At 73.8% G+C, this 19303-nt stretch carries 19 protein-coding genes and 1 tRNA gene; 12 read left to right on the forward strand and 8 right to left on the reverse strand.

The genetic code is table 11. The annotated features are described in order from the left end of the window. Positions 1-42 precede the first annotated feature (42 nt). Positions 43-837 carry an SGNH/GDSL hydrolase family protein gene (locus ACFXGN_RS01760; RefSeq protein WP_384851969.1) on the forward strand — a complete coding sequence of 265 codons (795 nt, stop codon included), beginning with the start codon at positions 43-45 and terminating at the stop codon, positions 835-837. Here ACFXGN_RS01760 and ACFXGN_RS01765 read toward each other — a convergent pair. The 5 genes from ACFXGN_RS01765 to ACFXGN_RS01785 are packed head-to-tail and all read right to left on the reverse strand — an operon-like array spanning position 824 to position 6028. Then, positions 824-1684: an STM4011 family radical SAM protein gene (locus ACFXGN_RS01765; protein ID WP_384851972.1), complete on the reverse strand. Its 861-nt coding sequence runs from the start codon at positions 1682-1684 to the stop codon at positions 824-826. The genes ACFXGN_RS01760 and ACFXGN_RS01765 overlap by 14 nt on opposite strands. Before the next feature lie 9 nt (positions 1685-1693). Continuing rightward, on the reverse strand, positions 1694-3040 hold the full coding sequence (locus tag ACFXGN_RS01770; protein WP_384851975.1) for an STM4012 family radical SAM protein: 1347 nt from the start codon (positions 3038-3040) through the stop codon (positions 1694-1696). Further along, positions 3037-3858 carry an STM4013/SEN3800 family hydrolase gene (locus ACFXGN_RS01775; protein ID WP_384853093.1) on the reverse strand — a complete coding sequence of 274 codons (822 nt, stop codon included), beginning with the start codon at positions 3856-3858 and terminating at the stop codon, positions 3037-3039. The genes ACFXGN_RS01770 and ACFXGN_RS01775 overlap by 4 nt, the downstream gene beginning before the upstream one ends. A 44-nt stretch (positions 3859-3902) precedes the next feature. Beyond that, complete coding sequence (locus tag ACFXGN_RS01780; RefSeq protein WP_384851978.1) at positions 3903-5069, reverse strand: STM4014 family protein; 1167 nt, start codon at positions 5067-5069, stop codon at positions 3903-3905. Further along, positions 5066-6028: an STM4015 family protein gene (locus tag ACFXGN_RS01785; protein ID WP_384851981.1), complete on the reverse strand. Its 963-nt coding sequence runs from the start codon at positions 6026-6028 to the stop codon at positions 5066-5068. The genes ACFXGN_RS01780 and ACFXGN_RS01785 overlap by 4 nt, the downstream gene beginning before the upstream one ends. A 181-nt stretch (positions 6029-6209) precedes the next feature. On the opposite strand from ACFXGN_RS01785, the gene ACFXGN_RS01790 reads away from it, so the two are divergent. From ACFXGN_RS01790 to ACFXGN_RS01800, 3 genes are all read left to right on the forward strand, one after another. Further along, on the forward strand, positions 6210-6536 hold the full coding sequence (locus ACFXGN_RS01790) for a hypothetical protein (protein WP_384851983.1): 327 nt from the start codon (positions 6210-6212) through the stop codon (positions 6534-6536). A 193-nt stretch (positions 6537-6729) separates the two neighbouring features. Next, the gene (locus tag ACFXGN_RS01795) at positions 6730-7746 is read left to right on the forward strand and encodes a DUF6745 domain-containing protein (RefSeq protein ID WP_384851985.1); all 1017 of its coding nucleotides are present in this window, start codon (positions 6730-6732) and stop codon (positions 7744-7746) included. A gap of 174 nt (positions 7747-7920) precedes the next feature. After that, on the forward strand, positions 7921-8691 hold the full coding sequence (locus ACFXGN_RS01800) for an SIMPL domain-containing protein (protein ID WP_384851988.1): 771 nt from the start codon (positions 7921-7923) through the stop codon (positions 8689-8691). A gap of 434 nt (positions 8692-9125) precedes the next feature. Here ACFXGN_RS01800 and ACFXGN_RS01805 read toward each other — a convergent pair whose 3' ends face one another. Both ACFXGN_RS01805 and ACFXGN_RS01810 read right to left on the reverse strand, forming a co-directional pair. Next, on the reverse strand, positions 9126-9830 hold the full coding sequence (locus ACFXGN_RS01805; RefSeq protein ID WP_384851990.1) for a TetR/AcrR family transcriptional regulator: 705 nt from the start codon (positions 9828-9830) through the stop codon (positions 9126-9128). Positions 9831-10016: 186 nt separating this feature from the next. Further along, complete coding sequence (locus ACFXGN_RS01810; protein WP_384851993.1) at positions 10017-11195, reverse strand: Glu/Leu/Phe/Val dehydrogenase dimerization domain-containing protein; 1179 nt, start codon at positions 11193-11195, stop codon at positions 10017-10019. A gap of 216 nt (positions 11196-11411) precedes the next feature. On the opposite strand from ACFXGN_RS01810, the gene ACFXGN_RS01815 reads away from it, so the two are divergent. From ACFXGN_RS01815 to ACFXGN_RS01845, 7 genes are all read left to right on the forward strand, one after another. Then, positions 11412-12695, forward strand: a complete 1284-nt coding sequence (locus tag ACFXGN_RS01815; protein ID WP_384851996.1) for an MBL fold metallo-hydrolase — start codon at positions 11412-11414, stop codon at positions 12693-12695. A gap of 394 nt (positions 12696-13089) precedes the next feature. After that, complete coding sequence (locus ACFXGN_RS01820; RefSeq protein WP_384851999.1) at positions 13090-14943, forward strand: ATP-binding protein; 1854 nt, start codon at positions 13090-13092, stop codon at positions 14941-14943. A 7-nt stretch (positions 14944-14950) separates the two neighbouring features. Continuing rightward, on the forward strand, positions 14951-15415 hold the full coding sequence (locus ACFXGN_RS01825; protein WP_384852002.1) for a roadblock/LC7 domain-containing protein: 465 nt from the start codon (positions 14951-14953) through the stop codon (positions 15413-15415). Further along, positions 15412-15783 carry a DUF742 domain-containing protein gene (locus ACFXGN_RS01830; protein ID WP_384852004.1) on the forward strand — a complete coding sequence of 124 codons (372 nt, stop codon included), beginning with the start codon at positions 15412-15414 and terminating at the stop codon, positions 15781-15783. Before ACFXGN_RS01825 ends, ACFXGN_RS01830 begins: the two co-directional genes overlap by 4 nt. Beyond that, the gene (locus ACFXGN_RS01835; RefSeq protein WP_384852007.1) at positions 15761-16384 is read left to right on the forward strand and encodes an ATP/GTP-binding protein; all 624 of its coding nucleotides are present in this window, start codon (positions 15761-15763) and stop codon (positions 16382-16384) included. Before ACFXGN_RS01830 ends, ACFXGN_RS01835 begins: the two co-directional genes overlap by 23 nt. Next, entirely contained in the window at positions 16381-16962 is a 582-nt protein-coding gene (locus ACFXGN_RS01840) for a GAF domain-containing protein (protein ID WP_351791730.1), read from the forward strand. The genes ACFXGN_RS01835 and ACFXGN_RS01840 overlap by 4 nt, the downstream gene beginning before the upstream one ends. 103 nt (positions 16963-17065) lie before the next feature. Beyond that, a tRNA-Pro gene (locus ACFXGN_RS01845) sits at positions 17066-17139 on the forward strand. Positions 17140-17364: 225 nt separating this feature from the next. On the opposite strand, the gene ACFXGN_RS01850 is transcribed toward ACFXGN_RS01845, so the two are convergent. Continuing rightward, entirely contained in the window at positions 17365-18333 is a 969-nt protein-coding gene (locus tag ACFXGN_RS01850; RefSeq protein WP_384852011.1) for a GNAT family N-acetyltransferase, read from the reverse strand. Between the two features lie 59 nt (positions 18334-18392). Between ACFXGN_RS01850 and ACFXGN_RS01855 the strand changes: the two genes are divergently transcribed. Further along, positions 18393-18992 carry a TetR/AcrR family transcriptional regulator gene (locus ACFXGN_RS01855; RefSeq protein ID WP_384852014.1) on the forward strand — a complete coding sequence of 200 codons (600 nt, stop codon included), beginning with the start codon at positions 18393-18395 and terminating at the stop codon, positions 18990-18992. The last annotated feature ends 311 nt before the right edge of the window (positions 18993-19303 follow it).

Here is a 19303-nt window from a genome sequence, read left to right on the forward strand (position 1 = left end):
ACGGTCGCGTAGGTCACATCCGAAAGGGAAGGATGTCGACCCGTGGCAGACGATTCGAGATCAACAGACAAGAACGCATTCGGGTCGTACGCGGCGATCGGTGACAGCTTCACCGAGGGCGTCGGAGACCCCGGGCCCGACGGGACGTACGTCGGCTGGGCGGACCGCTTCGCGGTGCTGCTCGCCGACCAGCTGCCGGAGCACGACGCCTTCCGCTACGCCAACCTGGCCGTACGCGGGCGCCTCCTCGACCAGATCGTGGCGGAACAGGTCCCCCGGGCGAAGGAACTCGCCCCCGACCTGGTGACCTTCTGCGCCGGTGGCAACGACATCATCCGCCCCGGCACGGACCCCGACGACGTCGCCGAGCGCTTCGAGCGCGCCGTCGCCGACCTGACCTCCGCCGTCGGCACCGTCATGGTGACCACCGGCTTCGACACCCGTGACATGCCCGTGCTCAAGCACCTGCGCGGCAAGATCGCCACGTACACCGCCCACGTCCGGTCCATCGCCGACCGCTACGACTGCCCCGTCCTCGACCTGTGGTCGCTGCGGTCCGTGCAGGACCGGCGCGCCTGGGACGACGACCGGCTGCACCTCTCGGCGGAGGGCCACACCCGGGTCGCGCTGCGCGCCGCCCAGGTCCTCGGGCTGCCGGTGCCCGCCGACCCGGACCAGACCTGGCCGCCGGTCCCGCCGCGCGGCACGCTCGAAGTGCGGCGCGACGACATCCACTGGGCGAAGGAGTACCTCGTGCCGTGGATCGGGCGCAGGCTGCGCGGCGAGAGCTCCGGCGACCACGTCGAGGCCAAGCGCCCGGACCTCATGCCCCTCTGAGCGGCACCACGGCGGGGACGCGCTCCAGGACCCCGCCGGCGAACACGTCGTACAGCGGCAGCGTCTCCAGATGGACGTAGCCGATGTGGCAGTCGCAGACGGCGAGGGGGCAGGCGCGGGGCCGCAGGGCCGCACGGTACGAACCGTCGTACAGGTTCCCCAGCTCGGCGCGGACGAAGTGGCAGCGCCGGACCGTCCCCTCACCGTCCACCGAGATCACCGACTCCCCGGTGCGGCAGGGCAGCCCCGCCGACCGGTGCGGCCGTCTGCTGTACGGGAAGAGGGGGTCCAGCTCCGTCCACCGCGAGGCCTCCGCGTCGGTGTACGCGTGCCCCTCGGCCGCGTTCACCCACAGGTACACGTGCGGCGGCAGCGCCTCCCGCAGCCGCCGCGCGTGCTCCAGGTGCTCGGGCAGCCCGACCACCCCGACGCTGAACCTGACCCCGAGGTCCGCCAGCTCCCCGCACTTGCCGAGGAACCGCTCGTACGGAGTCTGCCCGGGGTGGTACGTGCACCAGAGCGCCACGCTCTCCCGGTCCGCCTCGGCCAGCCAGTCGGTCCGGCAGCTCAGATTGGTCTGGATCGCCACCCGCTCGATGTGCGCGAGCCGGGACAGATCGACCAGCGCCCGCCGGTACCAGGACCGGACCAGGCCCTCGCCCCACGGGGTGAACAGCACGCGCAGCCGGTCCTCGGCCCGGTCGGCCGCCCACCCGGTGAACCGGTCGAGCGCCGCCCGGTCCGCGCGCAGCAGCTCCTTGCTGTCCCGGCGCTTGGCGAAGGGACAGTAGGGACAGTCGAAGTCGCAGGAGGCGAGCGGCCCCCGGTAGAGCAGGGTCAGGTCCACGGAATCCTCCTACTTCGGCTCGTACGCGGCCATCGCCGCCCGCACGGCGGGGGAGAACAGCTCGGGGCCGAGCCCGTCGGAGTGCGCGAGCCCTTCCGGCGACAGCCGCAGCAGCCCCTCGGGCGCCCCCGCGTCCAGCCAGCCCAGCGCCTCGAACCGGGCCAGCTCCCCGGGGAAGTCCGCGAACGGCGAGGAACCGAACCGCTCCTCGTACCCCGCCACCGGCATCCCCTCGGCCTGGAGCAGCGACTGCAGCAGATGACGGCGACGGGCCTCCCCGGCGTCCACCCGTCTGCCGACCTCCGCGCGGGAGAAGTCCGCCGTCCCCGTGTAGACGTCGATGATCGAGCGGATCTCCCGCATGTCCACCGCGTAGTCGAAGGAGTAGTGGAGCTCCGAGGTGTACGACCTGGCCCCGCAGCCCAGGCCGATCATCCCGTCGGTCTGGCAGGCGTGGTCGTCGGGGCCCGACGGCGCCGCGTCCGCCCGCCGGAACATCCGCATCGACACCTGCGCGTACCCCCGTGCCAGGAGGTGGTCGCGGCCGTACCGGTACAGGCGCAGCCGGTGCGCGTCCCACTCCAGGTCGGCGGCCCCGCGCTCGGCCGCCGAGAGCCGGCCGAGCCCGGTCAGCGGCCGGACGTACAGGGGATACAGATACAGCTCCTCCGGCTCCCACGCGAGGGCCGCGTCCAGCGAGGCGCGCCAGCTCCGCTCCGTCTGCCCGTCGATCCCGTAGATCAGGTCGATGTTCAGCACCGGCACACCGGTGTCCCGGATGCGGCCGAGCGCCGCCTCCACGTCGGCGCGGCGCTGCGGCCGGACCGCCGCCCGCGCCTCGGCCTCCACGAAGCTCTGCACCCCGATGCTGAGCCGGGTCGCGCCCCGCTCGGCGAGGACCGCGAGCCGGTCGGCGGTCGCCGTCGCGGGCGAGGTCTCCACGGACAGGGGTATCGCCCGCAGATCGGCCCCCATGCGCTTCTCCGCGATGTCGCAGAGCCGCTCCAGCTCGGCGGCGGTGAGGAAGGTCGGCGTGCCGCCGCCGAAGGCGGCCGTGGCGAACCGCACCGGGGACCCGTCCCCGAGGGCCTCGCGCACCGCCGTGGCCTGCCGGTCGAGCGCGTCGAGGTAGCGGGCGGTCAGCTCGTCCGGGGCGCCGATACGGGTGAAGAGGTTGCAGAACCCGCAGCGGACCTCGCAGAACGGTATGTGCGCGTAGAGGGAGAGCGCGTCCTTCGGCTGGTCCGCCCAGAGCGCGGCGAGCGGGGGCGTCGTATCGGGCAGCGGCCGGTACGCGGTCTTGTGCGGGTACGCGTACACATAGGCGCGGTACGGGCGGAGGGCGTCGTCCGTCATGCCGTGGCCCCCCGTCCGGGGCCCGCCAGCGCGAACTGCGCGTACGGGACGGTCCAGACCACCTCGTGGCCGAGGCGGTGGCCGGTGTATCCGTCCTCCCCGTACGCCGTGCCGTGGTCGGAGCAGACGACCGCGAAGCACGGGCGGCGGCTGCTCATCGCCTCGAACAGCCTCCCGATGTGCCGGTCGACGTACTCCAGCGCCGCCGCGTGGGTGGCCCGGGAGTCGCCTGTCTCGCGGGTCGCGCCCGGCAGATGGAACCAGTTGGGCTGGTGCAGCGCGGACACGTTGACGAAGAGGAAGAGCTTCCGCTCGGGCGGCAGGGCGGCGACGACCTCCTCGGCGCGCGCCACCTGCGACTCGAAGGACGTCGGGGAGGCCACGCCGAACGACGGCTCCCAGTGGCTCTCCTGGAACAGGTCCGGCAGCACGCTCCCGAGCGGCGGCCGCTTGTCGAAGAAGCCGACCCCGCCGACGCACACCGTGCGGTAGCCCGCGTCCGCGAGGGCCGAGACGAAGTCCGGGGTGTCATGGACCCAGGTGCCGTCGGCGGTCGACTCGCTGCCCGCGAAACGCGCCGCGAACAGGCGCGGATGCGGCCCCTGGCCGGTCGGCGTCGGCAGGAACCCCGCGAAGATCGCCTGGTGCGAGGCGTACGTGAAGCTGCCCGGTGCGTGCCGCCGCTCCCAGACCCCGCCGGGCAGATGCCGGGCCAGGTGCGGGATGCGGCCCTCGGCGGCCAGCTCCGCCGCCACGTCGTACCGGAGCGTGTCGAGGGTGACCAGGAGCAGGTCGTGGCTTCCGACGATCGTGTTCATGTCGGGCCGGGGCACGTGATGCCGCTGCTTCACATGGTGCTCGTTCACGTGGTGCTCGTTCCTGTGGTGCGGTCGTGGTGCCCCGGAGCCGGGACCCCTCGCGGTGGACGGAAGTCGGGGAACTGGGCGGCGACCTGCGCCGCGTAGGTGTCGAGGCCCTCGGCGCCGCTGCCGGGCAGCCCCGTGAGACCGGGCAGCAGATCGCCGAAGGCGTTGACCTCGCCCACGGCGAACCGGCGCCAGCCCGAGCCGGGCAGCAGGTCCACGCCCACGCACCGGGTGCCGGGGAAGACCGAGGCGGCCCGCTCGCACACCTCCAGCGCGTCCGTCCACCGTCCGCCCGCCGCGGCGATCGCGTCCCGCGCCGCCGCCAGATCGCCCCGGGCACCGCCCAGGTGCAGATTGGTCATGGGCGAGCGGCTGGTGCGCACCACGGCGTGGGTGGCCCGCCCGTCGACGACGACCACCCGCAGATCGGCCGCCCGGCCGCCCTGGGCCGCCTTCGGCAGCCACCGCTCGACGTGCAGACCGTCAGGAGCCAGGGCGTCCACGATCGCGGCGATCTCGTCCTCGCGCGTGTAGCGCCGGACCCGCAGCGAGTTGAACAGCCGCCCGCCGGGCCCGCGCTCCACCGACGTGGTGGCCTGGCACCGTCCCGCGCCGTTCGTCTCGACCGCGAGGACCCCCGAGGCGGACGAGCCGTGCGCGGGCTTCACGAACACCCGGCGCAGCCCAGGCCGCCCGGTCAGCTCCCTGAGGTCCGCCCAGCCGCGCACCGCAGGAGCGGCGGGCCCCGACGTCGGGGACTCGGGCACCGGCACTCCGGCCGCGCGGAGCAGACCGTGGGACAGCCGTTTGTCGAACAGGAACGCCAGTTCCGCCGGATCGTCCACCAGCGTGGCGCCCGCCTCGGCCACGGTCCGGCCGAGGTCCGCCGCCCCGGCGACGAACCGCGCGTACCAGCGGCCGGTGCCCTCGACCCGCGCCGGATCGTCGAGCCCCCGCAGCAGCCGGTCGGCCTCCGGGTCCTCCCCGGGCGAGTCCAGCCGCACGATCTCGCCCGCCGCGAACCGGGCCGTGCCGCGCAGCACTTCGGGCCAGGACACCGCCCGCGCCTCGGGCAGTCCGGCGGCCCGCAGCGCGTCCTGGAAGAACGCGACACGACGGCCCGCCGGATCACCGACGACCACGAGGCGCGGGCGGGCGGTCATTCGGCGACCGCGACGTACCGGAAGACGTCGCCGTCCTCGTCGTCCTCCTCCGGCTCCTGCTCGTCACTGAGATCGACGGTCACACCGTGCGGTTCGAGCCCGGCGAGCACCCGCAGCCGCACCGAGTCCGAGACGTAGTGGTGGGAGAGGTCCAGGTGGGTGAGGTGCGTCAGCGGCTGCCCTTCGAGCAGCGCCGTCGCGCCCTCGTCCGTGAGCACCCCCATGGAGAGGTCGAGCCGCTCGATCCGGGCGACCACCGGGGCGCTCGCCACGGCGGCGGCCAGTTCGTCCTGGATCACGCTGTTGCGCAGAGCCAGTCGGCGCAGCGCCGGGAACGACGCCCCGTCGAGCACCGGGGCCAGGTCCTCGGTCGTGCCGTCGCCGCCGTACTCGTCGGTGCCGAGCCACAGTTCCAGGTCCTCCAGGGCGGGCAGGTCGCTGCCCGCGATCCCGCGCACCACCTCGGCGGGCAGACCGCCCGTCTCCACCCTCAGCCCCCGCAGACCGGTGTGCCGGACCGGCGGGAACACCAGACCCGTGCCACCGCGCACACCGAGTCCGCGCAGCTCCGGGTAGGCGGCCAGCAGCGGCGTCACGTCGGACTGGACGATCCACGAGATCTCGCAGTCCTCCATGACCATGTCGCCGAGGAAGACCGCTTCGAGCCCGGAGAGCCGGTCGTTGGCGCCGATCAGCGCCGTCACGACCTCCGCCGACGAGGTGTCGTACGCCTCGTTCCAGCCGCCGACCACGAGGGCCCGCACCCGGCCCGCGTCGACCGCCTTCAGGAACCGCTCGAAGCGCGGCCCCCACGGCTCGTCCCGGGGGCCGCAGTACGTGGGGGAGGAGATCCGCCAGGCGACCGCGCCCGCGTCGGGCAGCTCGACCCGGGCTTCCGCGTCCGGGAACTCGAACACGGGCAGGCCGTGGAACTCCTGCAAGTGGTGGCCAATGGTCATGACTGCGCTCCCGGACGACAGATGGCGCACGACGTACGCCGTGGATCGACTGACGCCAAGAGTTGTACCAAGCGCCGCTGACAACGCCCCCGGAGGGTCGGCCCGGAGCCGATTGTCAGTGCCGGGCCCTAGCGTCGTTCCCATGTCCGGCCACCGGTGCCGGACGGGGAAGGGGAGAGCCATGTACCGGCAGGGAGACGTACTGATCGCGCCCGTCGACGCGACGGCCGTTCCGGCACGCGCCAGGACCGCCCCGGGGGAACCCAGGGACGCCAGGGGCCGTATGGTCCTCGCCCTCGGCGAGGTCACCCGGCACGCCCACGCCGTCCCCGGACCCGGACGGCTCGTCAGGGAACCGGGCCCCTTCGGCCCGCTCCTGCTCGAACTGCCCGAGGGCGGCCGGGTGGTGCACGAGGAGCACGCGCCGATAGCGCTGCCGAAGGGCTGGTACCGGGTGGTGCGCCAGCGGGAGTACGTGCCCGGCGCGTACCGGATCGTCGCGGACTGACCGGCCGGGGGCCCGCCTGAGCGGCGATCCGCTGAGGCCCGGCCGGGACCCGGCCGCGCTCGAAGCCCGACCGGGTCCTGGCCGATCAGGGGCCCGGCCGAGCCGCCACCTGGTGGGGACCCGGCAGAGATTCCGAGATTCCGACAAGACCCGGCCGAGACCCGGCCGGACAGAGACCTGGGGGGACACCGACATGAACCACACCACCGCACTCGACAAGTGGCGGTCCGTCGCCGCGGCCACCGGGCCCGCCGACCGGGCGGCTGCCGAAGCGGGAGTCCGGCACGCCTACCGCACGGCGGGACTCCCCGAGCCGGAGCGCTTCGTCTGGGCGGACTCGCCGCTGGCCGCCGTCACCCTCGTGCCGACCCTGGCGGACCGGGGCCGCTCGGTACGGGACGAGGTGCGCACCCGGCCGTGGGCCGAGGAGCGCCGCCGCCTCCACGACGCGCTCGGCCCGGCGGGCTGGGCCGCCCACTGGCGGAGCACCGGGGCCGTCCTGTGGGACCTCACCCGGATGCTCGCCGACCGGATACGGACCGGGGTGACGGACGCCTTCGCGGGCGAGGAGCGGACGCGGGAGACGGGTGACGCCCGCCTCCTGCTGCTCGACGCGGTGCTGGGCCAGCACGACGCCGCCTGGCTCGTCGCCTTCGAAGGACACGGGGACCGGCTCGCGGGTCTCGCCGCCGTGGCCGAGCACGCGGGCTGGTGGTGGCCCTACGAGAACGCGGTCGTGCTCTGCGAGCGGCCCGTCACCCTGCACCGCGACGAAGCCGGGCGCCTCGACCGGGGCGACGGGCCCGCGCTGTCCTTCGCCGACGGCTTCGCCCTGCACGCCTGGCACGGTATGCCCGTGCCCGCCGACTTCCTCGCCGGGCTCGCCGACCTCACCCCCGAGCGGATACGGGAGGAGGAGAACGCCGAACTGAGGCGCGTGATGCTGGAGCACTACGGCTACGACCGCTACCTCGCCGCCTCCGGCGCCCGGCACCAGCACCGCGACGGAACCGGCAGGCTCTGGCGGATCGCCCTGGACGGCGACGAGGACGTGGTGATGGTCGAGGTCGTCAACTCCACGCCCGAGCCGGACGGCAGCCACCGCACCTACTGGCTCCGGGTGCCGCCCGCCACCCGGACCGCCCGCGAAGGAGTCGCCTGGACCTTCGGACTGGGCGCCGACGCCTACCGGCCGCTCGTCGAGACCTGAGCACCCGGCCGGGGCCGGACCGTCCGTTCGGGACGAACCGGCTGGGAGCGGACAGCACGGTTCACGCGGAAGGGTGAAGGAGACCGTTGCCAGGTGTGGCGTACGGGTGGCGGCGGCGCCGGGTGCTGGGATGTGCCCGCCGGAGCCCCGGCACCCATTCCGAAGGGACCGACCGTGACGATCCGACGGCCCAGCGCCGCCCGTACCGCCCGACTGCTCGCCGCCACCGCCGTGCTCGGCGGCCTCCTCGTCGGCACCGCCGCCCCCGCCCTGGCCGCCACGCCCGAGCGGTCCGCCCTCCGTGCCACGACCCCGGCGGAGACGCCCGCGACGGTCTCCGTCACCGGCAACGGACGGGCCGCCGCCGCGCCCGACCTGGCGGTCCTTTCCGTCGGCGTCGAGGCCACCCGCAAGACCGCGAAGGAGGCGATGGCCGCCCAGAGCACGGCGTCGGAGGCCCTTCTGGACGTCCTGCGCAGACAGGGGATCGACGAGCGGGACATCCGCACCGACAGCCTCTCGCTCGCCCCGGTCTACACCCAGAACACCGAGGGGGAGAGCAAGGTGACCGGCTACCAGGCGGGCCAGACCTTCTCCGTGAAGGTCCGCGACATCGACCGGACGGGCCATGTCGTCGGCGCCGTCAACGACGCCACGGGGGAGGAGGGCCGGATCAACGGAGTCGTCTTCGACGTCGCCGACCCCACCTCGCTCCGGGTGAAGGCCCGGGAGGCGGCCTACCGGGACGCGCACGACAAGGCGGAGCAGCACGCCCGGCTGAGCGGCCACCGGCTCGGCCGCCTGGTCTCCCTCAGCGAGGGCGAGTCGGTCCGCCCGAGCCCCGGCGCCGCGCCCGGCATGTCCGCCGACGGGCCGAGCGTGCCGCTGGCGCCCGGCGAGATCGAGGAGCAGATCACGGTCTCGGCGGTCTTCGAACTGATCTGAACCGGGAACGGCCACGAGCGGTCGCCCCGGACCGGCGGGGGCCACGGGCGGACCGGGCGGCGGACCGGGCCCGACGATACGGCCATGGGCGAGCCGGGCGGTGGGTCGCACGGCCCTCGGACATCGGTGGGCCACCGGGCCTGAGGCCCGGTGCGGCGGTCACGCGTCGGCGGTCCGCCCCGAGGCCGCTCCCGCCGTGACGGCCCGCCGGTTCCCGCCCCGGTGCGGTCCGTCGGCCGACCGTCCGGCAGACGCCGCACCCCGGTCCGCGCACCGACCGGACGACGACGGCCGTCAGCCGGTCGCCGGTCAGGCGATCGGACACCGCGCCGGTCGGTCCGTCGGTCCGACGGCCGGACGATCACATTCCGCCGCTCGGGCCGCTCTTGTCCCGGTGGTCGGGTCCGGCGGTCGGCCCGCGCGCTCCCCGGCGGTTACGCGCGCCCGCGCGCGCCGGGGGCCTCGACCGGTCCGCCGGGCGCCCTCGTGCCCGTCGTGACGGTCGCTTCCTCGGCGGACGTGCCGCCGCCGGTGTCGCTCCCGGAGTCCGGGAGCCCGAGTTCACGGACGAGCGCGGCGTCCGCCCAGCGCAGCATCGCGGCGCGGGAGAGGCCCCCGGGGTAGGCGGTCGTCTGCACCGCGAGGCCGTCGAGGAAGGCGGTGAGCCGCCATGCCGCCGCCATCGGGTCCGCGCAGTGGAACTCCCCGGCGGCGGTCCCCTCCGTGATCACTTCCACCAGCGCCCGCTTCCACTCCCGGTCGAGGGTGTGCGCGACCCGGCGCAGCTCCGGGTCGCGCAGTGAGGCCGCCCAGCCCTCGATCCACAGCCGCCAGCCCTTGGCCCGTCCGGTCGGGGCGTACCAGCGCACGGCGGCGCGCAGCCGCCGCACCGCGCTGGAGCGGCGCCGGAGGATCCGCCGGAGCCGGGTGAGGTCGCCCTCGGCGGCATGGGTGAAGGCAGCCGCGACCAGCTGTTCCTTCGAGGAGAAGTGGTAGAGCACCAGGGCGTTGCTGACGCCCAGCGCGGTGGCGACGTCGGAGATCCGGACGGCCGCGACGCCCCGGGCCTCGATCTGCTCGACGGCGGCCCGGAGCAGTTCCTCCCGCCGTTCGGCCACGCTCAACCGCACTCTTGCCACGCGGGCAGCCTACACAGCACATGACAATGGCATGATCATCACAAGCGTCTGCCGGGCATCGTCCGTCACACGACACCCACCCCTTCCCGCCCGTTACGCGCCCCGTACCCGCCCTTTTCGGACGGTGTGACCGGGGCCGTACGGCCGAGGGCGTGCGAGCCCGGTCCCGTACCGCCTTCGACGGGCTCAGTACCAGCCGTAGCGCTCGGCGATCACCGGCAGCCGTTCCGCGACCAGCGCGTGTGCCGCGGCGCGCGGGCTGGTCCCGTCCGCCTCCGCGCGGTCGAGCGTGCCGCCGACGAGCGCCCGCATGGCTCCGCGTACCCGGTCGAAGGCCTGGTCGGCGTCGGCCTCGATGTCGCCGAAGAGCGTCCACCACCACCAGGCGTTGGTGCACGAGTTCACGACCACGTCGGGCAGGACCGTCACACCGCGCGCGGTGAGCGCCTCCTCGGCGTCCGGCAGGACCGGCATGTTGGCCGCCTCGGCGATCCAGCGGGCCGTGATCCGGCCCTGGTTCCCGGCGCCGATCGCGTACGAGACGGCCGCCGGGACCAGGACCTCCGCGTCGGCCGCGAGCCAGGCGTCGCCGGGTTCCTCCCGGTCACCGGGCCGCAGGACCGCGCGGTCGACGGTCCCGTGGGCGTCCCGGGCGGCGAGCAGGGCCTCGATGTCCAGGCCCCCGGGGTTCACGATCGTGCCCCGGACGTCGGCGACGGCGACCACCAGGAGACCCGCCCGCGCCAGGAACCGGGCGGTCGCCCCGCCCATCGTGCCGAGCCCCTGCACGGCCACCCGGGTCCCGGAGCGCTCCCGCCCGGCCCGGTCGAGGGCGACGAGCACGGACTCGGCGACGCCGAGACCGCCGACCAGCGCGTCGAGACCCATGCCGTCCACCCGGACCGCGAAGGCGTCCGCGAGCCGCTTCCGGGCGGCGGCCTCGTCGTCGAGGAGCGGGTACACGGCCTGCACCGAGGAGACGAGCCCCGCCTCGGCCACGGCCCGGTCCACCACGTCCTGGCTGAGCCCCAGGTCCTCACCGGTGGTCCAGAACCGCTCGACGTACGGACGCATCGCACGCAGATAGCGCACCAGCACGCCGTACGCCTCGGGGGAGCGGGGATCGCAGTCGACGCCGCCCTTGGCGCCGCCCAGCGGCACGTACCGGGCGGTCTCGTCGTAGTGCAGGGCCTCCTTCATGGTCATGCCACGGGCGAGTCCGGCGACCTCCGCCTCCGTGCACCCCTCCCGCATCCGCAGCCCGCCGCTGGCCACCCCGCGCACCAATCGGTCCACCACGAGGTACCCCCGGCGCCCGGTCACATGATCGGTCCAGCGGACGGACATCAGGGGGGCGGCACTCATGACGGGACTCCTCCGGGTGGGACGGGGTGCGCGGTCCCTGCCGACCGCGGCCCATACTGAACAGCGGTTCAGTATGGATGATGGCCCGGCACCCCGGCCGACCGCCCTCCGGCCACCCTGACCGCCCCGCCGACGATCTTCCCCGCCCCGCCCGCCCCGGTCGTCCCTCGCGGGAGCCGCCCATAATGGAACGACCCCCAGAGATCAGGAGGTCCTGTGACCGGTACCGGCTCCGACCGTTCGCCGCGCGCCCGGCTGCGCGCCCTGCGCCCCGAGTCCTTCGGCGCGGACCCCACGGGTGCGCGCCTCGCCCGTATCCGGCGCTCGCCGAACTTCGCGGACGGAATCTTCCAGAACCCCGAACAGGCCCGCCGGGGCCCCTCCGGCTCCGGCGTCGAGTTCGCCAAGATCTACTTCGACAAGGAAGGCCGCTCGCGCCGCGCCCCCACCGGCACGATCCCGGTCCACCCCACCACCGTCGCCGACCTGGCCCGCCCCCCGGCCACCGGCCTGCGGCTGACCTGGATGGGGCATTCCGGCGTCCTCGCCGAGATCGACGGCCACCGGGTCCTCTTCGACCCGGTCTGGGGCGAGCGCTGCTCCCCCTTCCCGTTCGCGGGGCCGAAGCGCCTCCACCCCGTGCCCGCGCCGCTCGCCGCGCTCGGCCCGGTCGACGTCGTCGTGATCTCGCACGACCACTACGACCACCTGGACCTGCCGACGATCAAGGAGCTGGCCGCCACCGACACCGTCTTCGCGGTGCCGCTCGGCGTGGGAGCGCACCTGGAACGCTGGGGCGTCCCCGCCTCCCGGCTGCGCGAGCTGGACTGGAACGAGTCCACCGCGATCGGCGACCTGAGCCTGACCGCCACCCCCGCCCGGCACTTCTGCGGCCGGGGCCTGCGCAACCGCCAGATGACCCTGTGGGCGTCCTGGGTGGTCGCCGGGCCCGAGCACCGTGTCTTCCACAGCGGCGACACGGGCTACTTCCCGGGCTTCGAGGACATCGGCGCGGCCCACGGACCCTTCGACGCCACCATGATCCAGATCGGCGCCTACTCGGAGTTCTGGACCGACATCCACATGACGCCCGAGGAGGGGATGCGGGCCCATCTGGACCTCCAGGGCGGCGGTCCCGCGGGAGTGATGCTGCCGATCCACTGGGGCACCTTCAACCTGGCCCCGCACCCGTGGGCCGAGCCGGGGGAGGGCACGGTGACGGCCGCCGCCGGGGCCGCCCAGCGCATCGCCCTGCCGATCCCCGGCCAGCCCTTCGAGCCCGGCGCGGAGCGGCTGCCGGACGCCCCGTGGTGGCGGCCGGTCGCCAAGACCCCGCAGGGCGGATGGGACGCCGCGAGCGTCACGGAGAGTGACGGTCACCCCAGGGGTGCGGCCGGAGCGGACGCGGACGAGAAGGCCTCCACAGGGGCCGGGACCTCCCCCGAGGGTCCCGGTGCGGACTCCGGACGGGGCGCCCCGGAGGCCGCGCGCACCCCCTGACACGAGAAGCGGACCAGGTCGGTCCGGTCCCGCCCCAGGGGCGTACGAAACCCCGGGCAGGGGTGATTTCCGCAGAGGGCGGAGGTGCGACGGCACCTCCGCCCTCCGTCGTCCCCGCCCGTCCCCGCCCGTCCGAGCGACTCTTCCCGGCCATGCCGTTCGCTTTCGGCCGGTGTTCTCGGTCAGCCGTGCGAGCGGCGATACCAGACGAGGCAGCTCTACGGGTGAGTTTGCCAACTGCGCATCCCGCGTGAACGGTTGGCGACTACAGTGTGTGGTCGGTGATCATCGGTAGGTTCATCGGACCCCGTCGTCCACCTCGTGAAGAATCGACCCTCAGCGACCCTCAGCGACCCCCGCAACGCCGATTCCTGGGCACGTACCAAGGACACTCATGTCTCAACTTCGCGCACCCGCCCCGCGGTCCGATCGCCGCGAGGGCGGGCGGCACGGCCGGACAGGCGCCCGGCCCGCCTCCGGCGGCACCACCCCCCAGGTGCAACCCCCCGCGTCGCACACGACGGAAGCCCGCATACGCCCCCAGCTCCTGCGCACCTCGGTGCTCCCGGCCGTCGCGGTGGCGCTCGGCTGGGCGGCGGCCGTGCTGTTCACCATCCGCTCCACCGGTGCCGAACCCACCTCCGGCCTCTGGATCGCGCTCACCGGCGCCGCCGCGCTCACCGTCGCCTCGGTGACCGCCGCCGCGCTCGGCGCGGACCGCGCCGCGAGGGCCGTGCGCGACCGCTGCGAAGCCCTGCGCCGCTCCGGCGCCAGGGGACAGTCCGAACTCCGCGCCATCGTCGAACACCTGAGCAAGGGGGAGCAGCTCCCGGCCCGCGCCGCCCTTCCGCCGAACGGCCCGGGAGACGACGAGTTCGACCTGCTCGCCCGGGAACTGGCCCGCTCCCACGAAGCCGCCGTGGCCGCCGTCGTCCAGGCCGCGAAGCTCGCCGGTCCCACCGGCAACGAGCAGAAGGTCGAGGTCTTCGTCCACCTCGCCCGACGCCTGCAGTCCCTCGTCCACCGCGAGATCCAGCTCCTCGACGAACTGGAGAACGAGGTCGAGGACCCCGACCTGCTCAAGGGCCTGTTCCACGTCGACCACCTGGCGACCCGGGTCCGTCGGCACGCCGAGAACCTGGCCGTGCTCGGCGGCGCCGTCTCCCGCCGCCAGTGGTCGAACCCCGTCAGCATGACCGAGGTGCTGCGCTCCTCCATCGCCGAGGTCGAGCAGTACCCCCGGGTGAAACTGGTCCCGCCGATCGACGGCACCCTCCGCGGACACGCCGTCGCCGACGTCATCCACCTCCTCGCCGAACTGGTCGAGAACGCCACGCTCTTCTCCGCGCCGCACACCACCGTCCTGCTCCGCGCGCAGTACGTCTCGGCCGGCCTCGCGATCGAGGTCGAGGACCGCGGTCTCGGTATGCCCGTCACCGAACAGGCCAGGATGAACACCCTGCTCGCCGACCCCGACCAGGTCAGCGCCGCGCACCTGCTCCAGGACGGCCGCATCGGACTGTTCGTCGTCTCCGCCCTGGCCCGTCGCCACGGCATCGCCGCCCGCCTCCAGTCCAACATCTACGGCGGTGTCCAGGCGGTCCTCGTCCTCCCGCAGGGCCTCCTCGGCACCGACGCCGACTGTCTGCCCACACCCGAGCACCGGACCTCCGCCCACCCCGTCCCCCCGGCGTCCGTACCGGGCCAGAGCCCGGCGCCGACCACCTCGGCCCCCCCGCCGAGGCCCGCGCCCCAGACCCCCGCCCCCCCTCCGGCCCCCACCCCCCACCGCCACCCGGAGCCCGCCCGCACCCCGAGGAGGAGCGGATACGGCGAGCAGCCCCCTACCCCCACGGCCGACACCTACGACGACCCCCCGCGCACCCCCGCGCCCGGCGGGTACCCGGAGCCCCTTCGCACCCCGGCCCCCTCCGGCCGCCCCGACCACACCCGTACCCCCGCCGCCGCCCCCACCCGGTCCGACGACGCCCGTACGGGGCCGCCCGCATCCCTCCTCGCGCCGCTCCCCACAGCGCCCGCGGACCGCGGACGGCCCCTGCTCCCCAGGCGACGCGCCCAGGAACACATCGCGCCCCAACTGCGTGACGAACCCCTGGTCCGCAAGCCCGAGGACCACGCCCTGCACGACCCCGGCCTGATGGCCGCGTTCCAGCGCGGCATCGGTCTCGCCGAATCCCAGCCGACCCCCCACGAACCGTCGCTCCCCGGCGACGCGCGCAAGGAGTAGATGCACCATGGCGAGCAGTGTGCCGACCGGCCATTCCTCGGACCTCGACTGGTTGCTGAGCGGACTCGTCCAGCGGGTCCCCTACACCCGTAACGCGGTCCTGCTCTCCTCCGACGGCCTGGTGAAATCCGTCCACGGCCTCGACCCCGACGCCGCCGACCACATGGCCGCCCTGGCCTCCGGCCTCTACTCGCTCGGGCGCAGCGCGGGCGCCCGGTTCGGCGACGGCGGCGAGGTCCGCCAGGTCGTCGTGGAACTCGACTCCACCCTCCTCTTCGTCTCCACCGCGGGCTCCGGCACCTGTCTCGCGGTCCTCGCGGGACGGGAGGCGGACGCCGCCGTCCTCGGGTACGAGATGGCGATGCTGGTCAAGAGCGTCCGGCCCTACCTGGTCACTCCCGCGCGGCAGGCGGCGGTCGCTCCCGCGCGGCAGGCGGCCGGTGTGATGGGCGGCTACGGACAGCCCGCGTGACCTTGCCCCCGGAAGGGCCCTGGCTCGACGACGCGGCGGGTCGACTGATCCGCCCGTACACCGTCAGCGGGGGCCGGACCGAGCCGACCACCGCACTGGACCTGCTGTCCATGGTGAGGGCGACCGGAGCCTCGCCGCAGGCCCACCTGGGGCCCGAGCACAGCCTGGCCCTCGGGCTGTGCGAGAACCCCACCTCGGTGGCCGAGATCGCGGCGCACCTGCGCCTCCCGGCCGTGGTCACCAAGATCCTTCTCTCCGACCTCGTGGACTGCGGCGCGCTCACCGCCCGCGCGCCGCTGCACCACGCCCATCCGACCGACCGTTCCTTGCTGGAGGCAGTGCTCGATGGCCTACGACGACGGCTCTGAGCGCCACGAAAAGCCCTCGACCGACACCTTCCCCACCGCGCTGAAGATCCTGGTGGCGGGCGGTTTCGGCGTGGGCAAGACCACCCTCGTGGGCGCCGTCAGCGAGATCGCGCCGCTGAGCACCGAGGAACTGCTGACCTCGATCAGCGTGGCCACCGACAGCCTGGTGGGGGTGGAGTCCAAGACGACGACCACCGTCGCGATGGACTTCGGCCGCATCACGCTCGACGACCGGCACGTCCTCTACCTCTTTGGGACCCCGGGCCAGGAGCGCTTCTGGTTCATGTGGGACGAGCTCTCCGAGGGCGCCCTCGGAGCGGTCGTGCTGGTCGACACCCGCAGGCTCCAGGACTGCTTCTCGGCGGTGGACTTCTTCGAGCGGCGGGGCATCCAGTTCGTCGTCGCGGTCAACGAGTTCGACGGTGCGTTCCGGTACGAACCGGACGAGGTGCGGGCCGCGCTCGACCTCAGGCCGGAGGTGCCGGTGGTGCTCTGCGACGCCCGGACGTCCAGCTCCGGCATCCGCACCCTGCTGACCCTCGTCCAGTACCTGCTCGCCGCCCTCCCGGCCGGTGCACCGAGCTACGGAGCCATGCCATGACGTACGACCCCACGTGCCACCTGCTGCTGACCCCGGTGGACAGGGAGGCGCCGGTCCGCGCCCGGCGGCTGCGCGAGCTGGGCCTGGGGGAGCGGGCGGACCCGGCGTTCGACGCGTTCGCGCAGCGGCTCGCCGAGGTGACCGGGGCGCCTTTCTCGATGGTCAACTTCATCGACGAGAACCGGCAGTTCTTCGCGGGGCTCCACACCCCCGAGGGCACCCTCTCGGGCAGCGACCTGGGCGCGGCGGCGGCGGGCGCTGCGGCGGCGGGCAGCCTGGGCCGCCAACTGGCCCGCGACCGGGGCTACTGCCCGTACGTGGTCGTACGCCGCAAGGCGCTGGTCCTGGAGGACGTCTGCGACTACCCGCGCTTCGCGGGGAACCCGGTGGTGGACGAGATCGGCGTCCGCTCGTACATGGGGGCCCCGCTGATCGACCGCACGGGGGTCGCCCTCGGTGCCGTCTGCGTGTTCGACACCGAGGTACGGGCCTGGGGGCGCGCGGGACTGGAGACGATCAAGGCGATGGCCGCCGAGCTGGTGGAACAGATCCACCGCCGCGAGGAGGGCCTGCTCTGACCCCGACACCCCACCGTCCGGAAAGGGGTTCGTGACCACCAGGGAAAGTGCGGTATTGTTCTCATGCACGCCGGGCCAGGGAAACCCCAGGTCAGACGGGTAACGGGACGTGGCGCAGCTTGGTAGCGCACTTGACTGGGGGTCAAGGGGTCGCAGGTTCAAATCCTGTCGTCCCGACTTTTCGAAGTCGGAGAATCAGAGGGCCGTTCAGAGGGATCTGAACGGCCCTCTGATTCGTTTCCGGGGGCCGGGTGGGGGACCGGCTCGCCTCGGCCGGGTGGGCGGGCCGCGACGATCGGGCCGCTGCTGCCGGTGATGCTCAGGCGTCTCGGCTCCGGCGCGACCGGCAGGGGCCCGGTCGGCTCCCGGCACCCGAGCGGGCGGAGTACGACGACGCCGTGCCTATACGTCGTCGTCGTACCAGGTCATCGAGACCATCCTCCAGCCGACCGGCGTCCGGACGAACTGGGTGGTCTTGTTGCCCGAGCCCTCGAACCACTCGCCCTCGCGGAAACCGGACTTGCGGTACTCGCTGAACCGGTGCGCGATCGGCCCGGACACCTCGGTCCGCTCGGAGACCTCCCATTCGGAGAACTCCGTCAGCGTCCCGTCGGTGAGGATCCTCTCGCGGGGCTCGACGAACGCGTCGAGCCCGTAGACCACGGGCTCCTCGCCGGTGTTCGAGACGATCACACCCTGGGGAAGGAACAGTTCGCGGACGCCGCCGACGTCCGGCCTCCGGCCGTCGGTGTTGGTGAACGCGCCGAAGAAGGCGTCCATCAGCCGGTCGAGCTCGGCCTTGACGTCGGCCCCGGGAGTCCCGGCCGCCTCCACCGGCCACTCCTCGGAGAGGACCGACCAGACCTCGATGTCCCGCCGGGCACCCTGGTAGGAGGAGCGCCGCCGCAGCACACCGTCGCGGGTCATGCCGAGCCGTCGCGCGACCTCGACGCTGCGGGTGTTGCCCGTCGCGACCCACCACTCGACCCGGGTCATCCCGCGTTCCCCGAAGGCCCAGTCGATCAGCGCCCGGCACGCCCGGGTCACCAGCCCGCGCCCGGCCCCGTCCGCCTCCAGCCAGCAGCCGATCTCGCAGACCCCGGAGGCCGCGTCGAACGAGGTGAACATGACGCCGCCCACCAGTGTGCCGTCCCGCCAGATCCCGTAGATCCGGGCGGAGTCCGCCGCCTGCTTGTCGGCGTACCCCTGGAGGACGGAGGTCGCGGAGGCGAGATCGGCGCTGAACGTCGCCCAGGGGATCCACGGGTCCACATGAGGGCGGGAACGGTCGATGTGGGCGAGGAACTCCCGCGCGTGCCGGGGCTCCAAGGGGCGGAGCTGCGCGTCGTCGCCGAGCGGCAGTACGAACACGGGCTGCCTCACTTTCCACTACAGGTACGTAACGAGCGTTCGGTAGGTAAGGTAGCAGCATGGCACCCGCACCCGGAGACCGTGAAGCCCGCCGCGAGGACGTCTCCGAAGCGGTGTGGCAGGTCCTCGCCGACAAGGGTTTCGGCGGGCTGACCCTGCGTGCCGTCGCCGCCGCGATGGGCGTCTCGACGGGAATGCTCATGCACTACTTCCCGGCCAAGCGGGCCCTGATCGCCCACGCCCTGGACCTGCTGGAGAAGCGCACCGCGGAACGCCCTCGTCGTGAACGTCCCGCCGAGGGCCTCGCCACCGTACGGGCCATGCTGCTGGACATCCTGCCGCTGACCTCCGGCGACACCGCCCGCAACCGCATCTGGGTCAGCTCCTGGGACCTCGCCCTCGCCGACGACGGACTCGCCCAGGACCAGGCCGGCCGCTACACCCGGCTGCGCGCGTCGCTCCGGCCGCACCTCGAAGCCGCCCGTCGACAGGGCGAACTGCCCGCGAACGCCGACCCGGAACAGCTCGCCGCCACCGCGGTCGCCTTCACCCACGGTCTCGTCGTGCAGGCCCTCTTCGACCCCGGCCGGTTCCCCGAGGACGTACAGACCGCCATGCTCGACGCCTTCCTCGGCTCGATCGCGGCACCCCGGCCCTGACGGAAGCCTCCGAACGGAACAAGTCCGGTCCCTGCCCTCGCGCTCGATGGTGAGCGCCGACCTCGCATCGCCCGGCGCCGCGCGGTGTCGTCGAGGCGTAGCTACGGGCCCAGCGGCGCGAGGCCAGGGCCGATCGTCGGTATGCCGGTGGTCTTCACCCGCCCGTACTCGGTTCCAGCGTCCGGGGGAGCGGCGGACCGGCTGCCACGCGGCGCCGGAGCGACGATCCATGGCATGGCATGGCATGGCATGGCATGGAAGGGGCTGGGGGTGCACCGTACAGCCGTCGGCGCCAGGAGCGCGCGGGAGTC

Source organism: Streptomyces sp. NPDC059247, from assembly GCF_042754005.1.
In the GTDB taxonomy this organism is placed as follows: domain Bacteria; phylum Actinomycetota; class Actinomycetes; order Streptomycetales; family Streptomycetaceae; genus Streptomyces.